The sequence below is a fragment of the Streptomyces sp. NPDC003943 genome (assembly GCF_053605265.1).
Genome location: NZ_JBSGIW010000054.1, coordinates 41,268 through 53,351, shown reverse-complemented (window position 1 = coordinate 53,351; position 12,084 = coordinate 41,268). Strand labels below are relative to the sequence as shown.

The 12,084-nt window shown below is 70.5% G+C and carries 12 protein-coding genes; 3 read left to right on the top strand and 9 right to left on the bottom strand.

Translation table 11 applies throughout. From position 1 onward, the window contains the following. Positions 1-75: 75 nt before the first annotated feature. The 9 genes from ACWEV0_RS22105 to ACWEV0_RS22065 all read right to left on the bottom strand — a co-directional run bounded on the left by ACWEV0_RS22105 (position 76) and on the right by ACWEV0_RS22065 (position 8,227). Complete coding sequence (locus ACWEV0_RS22105) at positions 76-864, bottom strand: aspartate/glutamate racemase family protein (protein WP_453151090.1); 789 nt, start codon at positions 862-864, stop codon at positions 76-78. A gap of 4 nt (positions 865-868) precedes the next feature. Further along, entirely contained in the window at positions 869-2,335 is a 1,467-nt protein-coding gene (locus ACWEV0_RS22100; protein WP_453151089.1) for a nucleobase:cation symporter-2 family protein, read from the bottom strand. Between the two features lie 318 nt (positions 2,336-2,653). Further along, positions 2,654-4,045: an 8-oxoguanine deaminase gene (locus ACWEV0_RS22095; protein ID WP_453151088.1), complete on the bottom strand. Its 1,392-nt coding sequence runs from the start codon at positions 4,043-4,045 to the stop codon at positions 2,654-2,656. A 48-nt stretch (positions 4,046-4,093) separates the two neighbouring features. Continuing rightward, positions 4,094-5,500 (bottom strand): nucleobase:cation symporter-2 family protein, encoded by a 1,407-nt coding sequence (locus ACWEV0_RS22090; protein WP_453151087.1) that lies wholly within the window; start codon positions 5,498-5,500, stop codon positions 4,094-4,096. A gap of 73 nt (positions 5,501-5,573) precedes the next feature. Beyond that, the gene (pucL, locus tag ACWEV0_RS22085) at positions 5,574-6,497 is read right to left on the bottom strand and encodes a factor-independent urate hydroxylase (RefSeq protein ID WP_453151086.1); all 924 of its coding nucleotides are present in this window, start codon (positions 6,495-6,497) and stop codon (positions 5,574-5,576) included. A 5-nt stretch (positions 6,498-6,502) separates the two neighbouring features. Further along, positions 6,503-6,910 carry a hydroxyisourate hydrolase gene (uraH, locus tag ACWEV0_RS22080; protein ID WP_403789512.1) on the bottom strand — a complete coding sequence of 136 codons (408 nt, stop codon included), beginning with the start codon at positions 6,908-6,910 and terminating at the stop codon, positions 6,503-6,505. After that, entirely contained in the window at positions 6,910-7,425 is a 516-nt protein-coding gene (gene uraD, locus ACWEV0_RS22075) for a 2-oxo-4-hydroxy-4-carboxy-5-ureidoimidazoline decarboxylase (RefSeq protein WP_453151085.1), read from the bottom strand. The genes uraH and uraD overlap by 1 nt, the downstream gene beginning before the upstream one ends. A gap of 155 nt (positions 7,426-7,580) precedes the next feature. Next, positions 7,581-7,919, bottom strand: a complete 339-nt coding sequence (locus ACWEV0_RS22070) for a helix-turn-helix domain-containing protein (protein WP_403790187.1) — start codon at positions 7,917-7,919, stop codon at positions 7,581-7,583. A gap of 44 nt (positions 7,920-7,963) precedes the next feature. Beyond that, positions 7,964-8,227, bottom strand: coding sequence for a thiamine-binding protein (locus ACWEV0_RS22065; protein ID WP_453151084.1), 264 nt, complete (start codon positions 8,225-8,227; stop codon positions 7,964-7,966). A gap of 138 nt (positions 8,228-8,365) precedes the next feature. On the opposite strand from ACWEV0_RS22065, the gene ACWEV0_RS22060 reads away from it, so the two are divergent. The 3 genes from ACWEV0_RS22060 to ACWEV0_RS22050 all read left to right on the top strand — a co-directional run bounded on the left by ACWEV0_RS22060 (position 8,366) and on the right by ACWEV0_RS22050 (position 11,784). Then, complete coding sequence (locus ACWEV0_RS22060; RefSeq protein ID WP_453151083.1) at positions 8,366-9,217, top strand: TIM barrel protein; 852 nt, start codon at positions 8,366-8,368, stop codon at positions 9,215-9,217. A 48-nt stretch (positions 9,218-9,265) separates the two neighbouring features. Further along, entirely contained in the window at positions 9,266-10,156 is an 891-nt protein-coding gene (locus ACWEV0_RS22055) for a 2-hydroxy-3-oxopropionate reductase (RefSeq protein WP_453151082.1), read from the top strand. Positions 10,157-10,326: 170 nt separating this feature from the next. After that, the gene (locus tag ACWEV0_RS22050) at positions 10,327-11,784 is read left to right on the top strand and encodes a catalase (protein ID WP_453151080.1); all 1,458 of its coding nucleotides are present in this window, start codon (positions 10,327-10,329) and stop codon (positions 11,782-11,784) included. The last annotated feature ends 300 nt before the right edge of the window (positions 11,785-12,084 follow it).

Below are 12,084 nucleotides of genomic sequence, written 5' to 3'. Positions count from 1 at the left end.
GCCCTGGGACCTGCCCCGGATCCTGTCCCGGGCCGTGCCCTGGGACCTGCCCCGGGTGCCGTCTCGGGTCCTGCCCTACGCCCGGTCCGGGGTTGCGCCCAGCAGTCGCGCCACCCGGCGGCAGGCCGCCGGGACGGGGGCCACGACCGGGACGGGGAGGCGGGTCCGGAGCGTCTCGGCCGCGTCGCCGAGTGGGCCGCCGCCGATGACGACGACCTCGGCTCCGTCGCGTACGACGCAGGCGCGCGCGGCCTCCGTCAGGGCGGCGAGCAGCGACTCGGGGCGGGCGGCGAGCTGTTCGGGAGTGCCGGAGGTGAAACGGGCGCCGGTGTACGCGGCGGCGAGGCCGAGGCGGGCGACGTGGGCGTCGATCGCGGCGGCGAGACGCGGTGTGGTGGTGGCGATGCCGAAGCGCCGTCCGTCCTCGGCCGCTTCCGCGAGCGCGGCCTCGCCGATGCCGACCACTGGGACGGGGGCGGGGGCGGCCGGTTCCGTGCCGAGGCGGGCGTCGCCGCTCGCCGCGGCGAGCCGGGTTCGCAGCTCCGCGACTCCCGGGTCGCCGAACGCGCCGACGATCAGGGCCGCGCAGTCGCCGGACGCCAGGGCCTCGCGCGCGGCGGCGAGGACCTGCGGGGCGGCTTCCCGGAGGGCGGCGGGGTCGGTGAGCATCGCGGGGCCCTGGGCGACGGTCACGCCGCGCACGCGCAGGCCCGAGGCGGCGAGCGCGCGGCGCGCGATGGCCGTCATCATGCGGGGGGTCGTCGTGGCGGTGTTGGGGTTGATCAGGACCACGGCCGGCGCCCCGGGCCCCGCGGGGTGCGCGGGATCCGGGGCGGGCGGCGGCGGTGGCAGTGGGCGGCTCACGGGTTCAGTGGGCGTGCGCCGCCTTCGCCGACGCCGTCTCCGAGATCTCCTCGCCCGGTTCCATCGGCGCCGTCACCGTGTCGTCGTTCCGGTGCCTGCCGAGGTGGTTGAAGACGAAGTTGAGCAGGACGGCGGCGACACAGCCGGTGGAGATGCCGGAGTCCAGGATGATCTTCGCCGTCTCGGGGAAGGCGTGGTAGAACTCCGGCTTCGTGATCGGGATGATGCCGACGGCCAGCGAGACCGCCACGATCAGCACGTTGTTGTCCTTCTCCAGGCCGGCCTTGACCAGGGTCTGGATGCCGCTGGCGGCGACCGAGCCGAAGAGGACGACGCCCGCGCCGCCGAGCACCGGCCGGGGCACGACCGAGATCAGCGAGGCGGCCATCGGCGACAGGCCCATCAGGACCAGGAAGCCGCCACCGCAGGCCACGACGAAGCGGCTGCGGATCCGGGTCATGGCGACCAGGCCGATGTTCTGGGCGAAGGCGCTGCACATGAAGCCGTTGAAGAGCGGGCTGAGCGCGGAGCCGAGGGTGTCGGCGCGCAGTCCGGCCGCGATGGTCTTCTCGTCGGCCGGCCGCTCGACGATCTCGCCGAGCGCCAGCATGTCGGCGGTCGACTCGGTCATGGAGACCAGCATGACCACGCACATGGAGATGATCGCGGCGGTGGCGAACTGCGGGGCGCCGAAGTGGAAGGGCGTCGGGAAGCCGACGACGTCGGCCTGCCGCACCGGGGAGAAGTCGGTGACGCCGAACGGGATCGCGATGAGCGTGCCGAGGACCAGGCCGACCAGGACCGCGACCTGCTTGAGGAAGCCGGTGGTGAAGCGGCGCAGCAGCAGCACGATCACGAGGGTGATGCCGGCGAGCGACAGATAGGTCGTCGAGCCGTAGTCGTCGGCTCTCGGGTTGGGACCCTGCGCCCAGCCGAAGGCGACCGGCAGCAGGGAGACGCCGATGAGCGTGATGACGGACCCGGTGACGACCGGCGGGAAGAAGCGCACGAGGCGGGAGAAGAACGGGGCGGCTATGAAGCCGAGGAGTCCGGCGACGATGATCGCGCCGAAGATCACCGGGAGCGCGTCGGCCTTGTCCTTCGTCGTGTTGACGATGGCCAGCATCGGGGCGACACCGGCGAAGGTGACGCCGTTCACGAAGGGCAGCTTGGCGCCGATCTTCCAGACGCCGAGGGTCTGGAGGAAGGTGGCGAGTCCGGCGGTGAAGAGGCTGGCGCCGGTGAGGAACGTCAGTTCGGTCGGAGAGAGGCCCACGGCCGCTCCGACGATCAGGGGCGGGGCGACGACGCCCGCGTACATGGCGGCCACGTGCTGCAGACCGCTGGTGAGCATCTTGGCGGGGGGCAGGGTCTCGTCGACCGGATGCTTGGTCCGGTCCGCGTCGGGGACGGCGCCTTCGGGGGCGGTGCCTTCGTCTGGTGCATTGCGAACCTGGGGCTTGGCGGCCACGGCGGTTCCTCCGGTCAGGTACACGTCGGCGGGGACGTGGGATGCAGGGAGGTGGTGCGATGCGGTGCGGGGTGCGGGAGGTGCGGCTCGGCGCGGGGGTGGTGCGAGGGGGTGCAGGGGGTCCTGCGGTGGTGCGCCGGCGGAGGGGGTGCGGCGCGGGACGGGGTGCCCGGTGGGGACGGGCGCGGGTTCACCGTTCCGGGGGGTGCCGTACGACTTGGCGTACGTACACCCCCCGGCCCGGCTGCCGTGGGCCCCGCTCGGGTCCACGGCGACCGACCGAGGGCCGTCCCCCACCGTAGGACGTCTGGGGGTGGGTCAGCCCCGGGCCGCGATACGGGCCAGGCGCTGCGCCTCCGTGCGCGCGTCGCGCGCGATGGCTTCCTCGTCGGCGGTCAGGAGCCGGTTGTTCTCGACGATCTGCCGGCCGTTGACGAAGGACGCGGTGACGGGGGCCGCCGCGCCGAAGACGATCGCGGTGACCGGGTCGGCGATCGAAGAGTGGCCGAGGCCGTCGATCCGCCAGAGGACGAAGTCGGCGAGCTTGCCCGGCTCCAGGGAGCCGATGCTGTCGGCGCGGCCGAGGACCTGCGCGCCGCCGTAGGTGCCGAGGCGCAGGGCCTGGCGGGCGTTCAGCGCGGCCTCGCGGTGGTGGCCGAGGCGGTTGATGAGCAGCGCGTTGCGCAGCTCGGTGTGCAGTTCGCCCGACTCGTTGGAGGCGGTGCCGTCGACGCCGAGGCCGACCGGCACGCCCGCCCTGAGCATGTCGGGGACGCGGGCGATGCCGGCCGCGAGCCGCGCGTTGGACGACGGGCAGTGCGCGACACCGGTCCTCGTGCGGGCGAAGGCCTCGATGTCGGAGTCGTTCATGTGGACGCAGTGCGCCATCCACACGTCCTCGCCGAGGAAGCCGGTGGACTCGAAGTAGTCGGTCGGCCCCATGCCGAACAGCTCGTGGCAGAACTTCTCCTCCTCCACGGTCTCCGAGCCGTGGGTGTGCATCCGCACGCCGAGCCGGCGGCCGAGGGCCGCGCCCTCGCGGAGCAGTTCGGTGGAGACGGAGAAGGGCGAGCAGGGGGCGACGGCGATCTGGGTCATCGCGTCGAAGGAGGCGTCGTGGTGCTGCTTCACCGTCTCCTCGGTCGCGGCGAGCGCGCCCTCGGTGGTCTCGACGGCGAAGTCCGGGGGCAGTCCGCCGTCCTTCTCGCTGCGGTCCATGGAGCCGCGGGCGAGGGTGAAGCGGACGCCCATGTCCCGGGCGGCGCCGATGATGGCGCCGGACAGGTCGCCGGTGCCGCGCGGGAAGACGTAGTGGTGGTCCATGGCGGTGGTGACACCGCCGCGGGCCATCATGGCGAGCGAGCCCTGGGCGGCGACGCGCACCATCTGCTCGTCGATCCGGGCCCAGGTCGGGTAGAGCGCGACCAGCCAGTCGAACAGGTTGTGGTCGGTCGCGAGACCGCGGGTGATCCACTGGTAGAAGTGGTGGTGGGTGTTGACCAGACCCGGCGTGATCAGGTGGCCGGTGGCGTCGATCCGCCGGACCACGTTGTCGAGGCCCTCCGGCGCGCGGCCGGCGCCGATGGACTCGATCTTGTTCCCGGCGACGACGAGATGGCCGGTGGCGTACTCGGTGTCGGCCGCGTCGACGGTGGCGATCGCCGCGTTCTCGATGACGATGCGCTGGGGTGCTGCCGAAGGTGCTGCCATGGCGGTGCTTCCTTCATCAACAGGGGGATGGTCGGGCACGGCAGGACCCTAGGAGGATTTGAGTGCCGCAGCCGCGTGGCGGCTCCGGGTGCCGAGATGATGGAAGAAGAGGTTCAGCAGGACGGCGACGAGCGCGCCGGCGCTGATGCCGGAGCCGAGCACGGTCTGTGCCCAGGCGGGGAATCCGGCGTAGAAGGTGGGCGCGGCGAGCGGGATGATGCCCGCGCCGAGCGCGACGGCCACCAGGATGATGTTGGAGCTGTCGTCGAGGCCCGCTTCCGAGAGGGTGCGGATGCCGCTGACGGCGATGGAGCCGAAGAGCACGATGCCCGCGCCGCCGAGGACCGGCATCGGCACGAGGGAGACGACCGCGCCGAGCACCGGGAAGGCGCCGAGGACCAGGAGGGCGCCGCCGGCGACGGCGACCACGTACCGGCTGCGCACCCGGGTCAGCGAGACGACGCCGACGTTCTGGGCGAAGGCGGAGGTGGGGAAGCCGCCGAAGACCGGGCCGAGGAGGGTGGCGATGCCGTCGGTGCGCAGGCCGCGGGTGATGGTCCGACCGTCGCTGCGCCGGTCGCAGATCTCGCCGAGGGCGAGCATGCCGGCGCTGGACTCGGTCATCAGGACCAGCATCACGATGCACAGGGAGAGGATCGCGGCGGGCTGGAACTCGGGGGCACCGAAGGCGAAGGGGGCGGGCAGCGCGGCGACCGGCGCCTCACGCAGTGCGCTGAAGTCCGCCAGGCCGAAGGGGATCGCGGCGACCGTGCCGATGAACAGGCCGAGGAGCAGGGCGATCTGCTTGACGAAGCCCTTGCCGAAGCGCTGGAAGAGCAGGATGACGACGAGCGTGAAGCCGGCGAGTGCCAGGTGCTTCATGTCGCCGAAGTCGGCGGCGTTCTTGTCGCCGCCCTGGGCCCAGCTCACCGGGACGGGCATCAGGGTGACCCCGATGAGGGTGATCACGACGCCGGTGACGAGGGGCGGGAAGAAGCGCAGGAGGCGGCCGAAGAAGGGGCCGACGGCGAGGCAGAAGACGCCGGCGACCATCACCGCGCCGTAGATGGCGGGGAGTTGGTGGCCCTTGGCGCTGGTCTCGGCGATGGCGAGCATGGGCGCGATGCCGGCGGAGGAGGCCGCGTTGACGAACGGCAGCCGGTTTCCGGCGAAGCGGCCGAGGCCGAGTGTCTGCAGGATGGTGGCGCAGCCGGCGATCAGCAGGCTGGCGGCGATGAGCCGGGTCATTCCGGCGGCGTCCAGGCCGACGGCCTGGCCGATGATGAGCGGAGGGGTGACGACGCCTGCGTACATGGCGGCGATGTGCTGGAGCGCGGCGGGGACGAGCCGCGAGGCGGGGAGTTTCTCGTCCACCGGGTGGCAGGCTGCCGGGGTGGGCGACGAGGTGGAACACGGGCCGTCGGCGGAAGCCGGCCCCTTTGCGGGCTGTGCCATGTGAGGTTCCCTCCGGTCTGGTGCCGGTCCCCGCCCGCTGCGGACGGGCGGGGACCGGTTCACTCAGTGCCGCTTAGAGGTTGGTCATGTCGACCGGGATCTGCGCCGTGGCGCCGTCCCTGAGGATGGTGGCCTCGATCAGGCCGTACATGCGGTCGGCGGCGTAGTAGACCTCGTTGTCGTTCTTCAGGCCGAAGGGCTCGAGGTCGACGAGGAAGTGGTGCTTGTTCGGGAGCGAGAAGCGGACCTCGTCGATCTCCGCGCGGTGGTTGATGATCCGCGTGGCCATCTGGTAGAGGGTCTGCTGCAGCGAGTACGAGTAGGTCTCGGCGAACGCCTCGAGCATGTGCTTCTTGGTCTGCTCGTAGGACCGCTCCCAGTTCGGCATCCGCTGCTCGTCGTCGGTCCAGTTGAACCGCCACTGACCCGACACCTGGGTGGCAAGGATCCGGTCGTACGCCTCCTTGAGGGTGGTGTACTTGTCCTTGATGTAGCCCCAGAACTCCGAGTTGGTGGAGTTCATGACGACGAGGTCCTTGAGGCCGGAAATGACCTCCCACTTCTCGCCGTCGAAGGTGATCTGGGTGGTGCGGGTCTCCTGGCCCTTGCGGACGAAGGAGTGGTTGACCTCGTCGGAGCCGATGAACTTGGAGTTGGCGTCCGAGCTGGCGATCCGCTCCCAGGAGTACTCCTCGATCCGGATCCGGGCCTTCTTGATCGGCTCCTGGCTCGTCACGAAGTGACGGGCCAGGTGGATGCCGAACTGCTCGGCGGACTCGATGCCGTACTCCTTGGCGAACGCGAAGACGGTGTTCTTCGTCGTGTCGGTGGGGAGGCAGTTGGCGTTGGAGCCGGTGAGGTGGACGTCGTCGAGGTCACCGGAGAGGGCGACGGAGACGTTCAGGTCCTTGATGTGGTGCGTGCCGCCGTCGCGCGTGATCTTGACGACGCGGTTCTCTGCTTTGCCGTACTGGTTCTGGCCGAGAATCGTGGGCATGTCTGCTAGCTCCCTCGGTAAACGGAGTAGCCGAACGGGTTGAGCAGCAGCGGTACGTGGTAGTGCTCGCCCGGTACGACGGCGAACGTGATCGCCACCTCCGGGAAGAACACACCGGTCGCACCGCTGTCCCGATTCGCGGGGGCGTCCTGCTGCGCCTCGGCTTGCTTGTTCTGCTGTGTCAGGAAGTACGCCTCGGTCTCGAAGTCGAGACGTACGTGGGTCGTGCCCTCCGGCAGGGCCGGCAGGTCCTTGCAGCGCCCGTCCGCGTCGGTGGCGGAGCCGCCCAGGGCGACCCACTCCGCGCCGGAGCCGGCGCGGGCCGCGAGCGCGATGGCCACGCCCTCGGCCGGCCGGCCGAGGCTGGTGTCCAGGATGTGGGTGGACACCGAGGCGGTGGTGTCGGTGCTCATCAGTTCTCTTCCTCGGTCTCTACGAGACGGGTCAGGCGGATGCGGTTGATCTTGCCCAGTTCGGTGCGGACGATCTCCCGCTCCTGCTCGGGCGAGTTCTCGATCCGTGCGCGGATCGCGTCGCGCATCTGCTCGCCGGTCTTGCCGGTGGCGCAGATGAGGAAGACGTGGCCGAACCGGTCCTGGTAGGCCAGGTTGAGTTCGAGCATCTCGGCCTTGAGCTCCGCGGAGGCGCCGGCCATCCCGCTCTGCTCGCGGGAGGAGGTCGGGTCCCCGGCCTTCGGACGACCGATCGGCGGGTGGCCCGCCATCGCCTCGGCGAGGTCCTCGGCGGTCAGCTCGGCCATGGCGGCGTCGCTGGCGAGAAAGAGGGCTTCGGCGGTGGCGTACGGGCGCTGGGCGAGGAGCTTGCTCCCCCACGCCGAACTGGAGCACACCTCGTGGAGTGCGGCGACGGCGTCGCCGTCCGCCGAGGTGTTGAACCGGGTCAGACCCGGAGTCGTACCTGAAGTCACGGGAAGCCTCCGTGGCTGTTTTTCGCTGTGCGTCGGACGGGCTGCGGATAGCTAACGCCCTCCGCAACACCACGTCAACACTTTGTTGAAAACTCGGCCATACAAAAGCCGTCGTCCCGACATGCGGACGACGGCTTGTGGCAAGACATGATCAACTAACCGTTCTTCGGGGGTTTTTGCCTGTTCAGGGCTGTCTCCCGGTTCAGGTAGTTGTAGACGGTGAAGCGGGAGACGCCCAGCGCCCCGGCCACCGTCTCCACACCGTGGCGCACCGAGAAGGCACCGCGTGCCTCCAGGATGCGGACGATCTCCTGCTTCGCCTTGCGGTCGAGTTCGGCCAGCGGCATCCCGTGCCGCCGTTCCATGGCCGCGAGGATGTGATCGAGGGACTCGGACAGCTGCGGCAGCCGCACGGCGAGCACGTCCTCGCCCTCCCAGGCGAGGACGACGTCGTCGGACCCGGCCTGCTCGGGGCCGAGCAGTTCCGCGCCCATCGCGTCCACCAGCGGCTTCACCGCCGCGACCAGGGGGTGCTCGGTCACTTGCCCGCCTCCCCCGACTCGTCGAGGACGTTCACCTGGAGCGAGACCCGGGTGGCGCCCGCCGCCAGGGACTTGCGCAGCAGCTCGTCCACGGCGGTGAGCACGGCGTCCGCGCCGCCTTCCGCCGTGTTGCCGAAGGGGCCGACGTCCACCGCGTCCAGCTCGGCCGACTGGATGACCTCACGAGCCACCACCGCGTGCGCCGGCGCCTCGTCGAGGTCGAACGGCTCGGTCGTGAACTCCACTCTCAAACGCTCCATGCCCCCACGCTACGGCCCGTCCGGGCCCCAGCGGGAGCCCCGGACCTGCGGGGACCTCTTGACAAGTCGGTCGCTCCCGCTACAACATTCCGTCAGACAGAAACTTACTTCCGCAATACGGAAGGAGCGCCGCCCCTCATGGCCCGCTTCTCTGAAGGCGCCGGCACGGACCAGCGCTTCGATGTGAACCTGTCGATCCTCTTCACGGAACTCCCGCTCCTGGAGCGCCCCGCGGCCGCCGCCGCGGCGGGCTTCACCGCGGTCGAGCTGTGGTGGCCCTGGATCGACACCGCCACCCCCGAGCAGAGCGAGCTCGACGCCCTCAAGAAGGCCCTCGAGGACGCCGGCACCCAGCTGGTCGGCCTGAACTTCTACGCGGGACAGCTCCCCGGCCCGGACCGCGGCGCGGTCTCGGTGCCCGGCGAGGAGTCGGACCGCTTCCGGGCCAACATCGACATCGCCGCGGACTTCGCCGCCTCGGTCGGCTGCAAGGCGCTGAACGCGCTCTACGGCAACCGCGTCGAGGGCGTGGACCCGGCCGTCCAGGACGAGCTCGCCCTGGAGAACCTGGTCCTGGCCGCCCGCGCGGCCGACCGGGTCGGCGCGATCCTGCTGATCGAGACCCTCAACAAGCCGGAGTCGCCGCTCTACCCGCTGGTGAGCGCCCCCGCCGGCATCGAGATCGTCGACAAGGTCAACGCGGCCACGGGGCTGGGCAACGCCAAGTTCCTGCTCGACATCTACCACCTGGCCATGAACGGCGAGGACGTCAGCGAGGTCATCGCGCGGTACGCCGACAAGACCGGCCACGTCCAGATCGCGGACATGCCGGGCCGCGGCGCCCCGGGCACCGGCGAGCTCCCGCTCGCGGACCTGCTCGGCGAGCTGAAGAAGGCCGGCTACGACGGCTGGGTGGGCCTGGAGTACAAGGCCGCCGACGCCGCGGCCTCCTTCGAATGGCTGCCCGCCGAGGACCGCCCGGCGCGCTGACCCCCGCTCCCTCCCCGTACCACCCTTGCTTTGAGAGGCACCCTCACCATGAGCACTCTTCCCAAGATCGCGTGGATCGGCCTCGGCATCATGGGCTCCCCCATGTCCGAGAACCTGATCAAGGCCGGCTACTCCGTCACCGGCTTCACCCTCGAGCAGGACAAGCTGGACCGCCTGGCCGCCGCCGGCGGCTCCGCGGCCGGCTCGATCGCCGAGGCCGTCAAGGACGCCGACGTGGTCATCACGATGGTGCCCGCCTCCCCGCAGGTCGAGGCCATCTCCTACGGCCCCGAGGGCATCCTGGAGAACGCCAAGCCGGGCGCCCTGGTCATCGACATGTCGTCGATCACCCCGCAGACCTCCGTCGACCTGGCCGCGAACGCCAAGGAGAAGGGCATCCGCGTCATCGACGCCCCCGTCTCCGGCGGCGAGGCCGGCGCCATCGAGGCCGTCCTGTCGATCATGGTGGGTGGCGAGCAGGCCGACTTCGACGAGGCCCTGCCGATCCTCCAGGCCCTCGGCAAGACCATCGTGCTCTGTGGCCCGCACGGCTCCGGCCAGACGGTGAAGGCCGCCAACCAGCTCATCGTCGCCGTCAACATCCAGGCGTGCGCCGAGGCCGTGGTCTTCCTGGAGAAGTCCGGCGTGGACCTCAACGCCGCCCTCGACGTCCTCAACGGCGGTCTGGCCGGCTCCACCGTGCTGACCCGCAAGAAGGACAACTTCCTGAACCGGGACTTCAAGCCCGGCTTCCGGATCGACCTGCACCACAAGGACATGGGCATCGTCACCGACGCCGCCCGCAACGTCGGCGCGGCCCTTCCGGTCGGCGCCGTGGTCGCCCAGCTCGTCGCCTCCCTGCGTGCGCAGGGTGACGGCGGCCTGGACCACTCGGCCCTGCTGCGCGCCGTCGAGCGCCTCTCCGGCCAGCAGGTCTGACCCAGATTTCCGGACGGCGGCGGCGCTGACACCTGTCCTGTCGCGCCCAGGCGTCGCCGCCGTCCGGAACACCACACTTCATTTTCAACAAACTGTTGACGTCGTTTGCCGGGCGTACCTACGCTCCAGAGCACTTGACCAGTAGCAGTGCAGCTCACGGAAGGTCCACCATGTCGAAGCGCGTGCTTACGACCGAGTCCGGCGCCCCCGTCGCCGACAACCAGAACTCCGCCACCGCCGGCGTCGGTGGCCCCATCCTGCTCCAGGACCAGCACCTGCTGGAGAAGCTCGCGCGCTTCAACCGTGAGCGCATCCCGGAGCGCGTGGTGCACGCCCGCGGCTCCGGCGCGTACGGCTACTTCGAGGTGACCGACGACGTCACGGCCTACACGAAGGCCGCCTTCCTCTCCGAGGTCGGCAAGAAGACCGAGACCTTCCTGCGCTTCTCCACCGTGGCCGACTCGCTCGGCGGCGCGGACGCGGTCCGTGACCCGCGCGGCTTCGCGCTGAAGTTCTACACCGAAGAGGGCAACTACGACCTCGTCGGCAACAACACCCCGGTGTTCTTCATCAAGGACCCGATCAAGTTCCCCGACTTCATCCACTCCCAGAAGCGCGACCCGTTCACGGGCAAGCAGGAGGCGGACAACGTCTGGGACTTCTGGGCCCACGCCCCCGAGGCGACCCACCAGATCACCTGGCTCTTCGGCGACCGCGGCATCCCGGCCTCGTACCGCCACATGAACGGCTACGGCTCGCACACCTACCAGTGGACCAACGAGGCGGGCGAGGCCTTCTTCGTCAAGTACCACTTCAAGACGAACCAGGGCATCCGCTCGCTCTCCGCCGAGCAGGCCGCCGAGCTGGTCGGCAAGGACGCCAACTCGCACCAGACCGACCTGCTGCAGTCCATCGAGCGCGGTGTGTGCCCGTCCTGGACCCTCTACGTCCAGATCATGCCGGCCGCCGAGGCCGCGGACTACCGCTTCAACCCGTTCGACCTCACCAAGGTGTGGCCGCACGCCGACTACCCGCTGCAGCGCGTGGGCCGCCTGGTCCTCGACCGCAACCCGGACAACGTCTTCGCCGAGGTCGAGCAGGCCGCCTTCTCCCCGAACAACTTCGTCCCGGGCATCGGCCCCTCGCCGGACAAGATGCTCCAGGGCCGCCTCTTCGCCTACGCGGACGCCCACCGCTACCGCCTCGGCGTCAACCACACCCAGCTGCCGGTCAACGCCCCCAAGGCGACCACGGCCGACAACTACGGCCGCGACGGCTTCATGGCCACCCGCAACGGCTCGCGCCACGACAAGAACTACGAGCCCAACTCGTACTCGGGCCCGGCGCAGACCGACAACGCGCTCTCCGCTCCGCTCGCCATCCACGGCTGGACCGGCACCCACGCGGCCCCGGAGCACGTCAAGGACGACGACTTCTTCCAGGCCGGTGAGCTCTACCGCCTGATGTCCGAGGACGAGAAGTCCCGTCTGGTGTCCAACATCGCCGGCAGCCTCTCCCAGGTCGCCCGCGAGGACATCATCGAGAAGAACCTCGCCCACTTCGCCGCCGCCGACGCCGAGTACGGCCGGCGCGTCGAGGAGGCCGTCCGCGCCCTGCGCGAGGACTGAGCCCTCGACTCCGAGGCTGCGTACGGCACCTGACGGGAGGTCAGTGCCGTGCGCGGTCCGGCTCGCCGGCCCGGATGAGGGGTGGTCGTCGAGCCGGACAGCGTGAGGACCGCGGTGGCGCCGAGCCAGTGCGGTGGTAAGGACCTGCGGCTCCCCTTCTTGACCTGAAGGAAGGGGACCCGGCCGCAGCGCCCGTCGGTGCCACCGCGGTCCCAACGCCCCCCTTCTCGCACGGAAGGGGGACAGACTCCGCCCGGCGGCGCGAACGTCCTGTCGCGCCAGCCTCGTGCCGTCGGGCGG

What these genes read in the sequence shown, in the direction of transcription:
- ACWEV0_RS22095 (WP_453151088.1), bottom strand. Translation starts at nt 4,045, where the DNA reads ATGGCAGCACCTTCGGCAGCACCCCAGCGCATCGTCATCGAGAACGCG.
- ACWEV0_RS22090 (WP_453151087.1), bottom strand. Translation starts at nt 5,500, where the DNA reads ATGGCACAGCCCGCAAAGGGGCCGGCTTCCGCCGACGGCCCGTGTTCC.
- pucL (WP_453151086.1), bottom strand. Translation starts at nt 6,497, where the DNA reads ATGCCCACGATTCTCGGCCAGAACCAGTACGGCAAAGCAGAGAACCGC.
- uraH (WP_403789512.1), bottom strand. Translation starts at nt 6,910, where the DNA reads ATGAGCACCGACACCACCGCCTCGGTGTCCACCCACATCCTGGACACC.
- ACWEV0_RS22070 (WP_403790187.1), bottom strand. Translation starts at nt 7,919, where the DNA reads ATGGGCGCGGAACTGCTCGGCCCCGAGCAGGCCGGGTCCGACGACGTC.
- ACWEV0_RS22065 (WP_453151084.1), bottom strand. Translation starts at nt 8,227, where the DNA reads ATGGAGCGTTTGAGAGTGGAGTTCACGACCGAGCCGTTCGACCTCGAC.
- ACWEV0_RS22060 (WP_453151083.1), top strand. Translation starts at nt 8,366, where the DNA reads ATGGCCCGCTTCTCTGAAGGCGCCGGCACGGACCAGCGCTTCGATGTG.
- ACWEV0_RS22055 (WP_453151082.1), top strand. Translation starts at nt 9,266, where the DNA reads ATGAGCACTCTTCCCAAGATCGCGTGGATCGGCCTCGGCATCATGGGC.
- ACWEV0_RS22050 (WP_453151080.1), top strand. Translation starts at nt 10,327, where the DNA reads ATGTCGAAGCGCGTGCTTACGACCGAGTCCGGCGCCCCCGTCGCCGAC.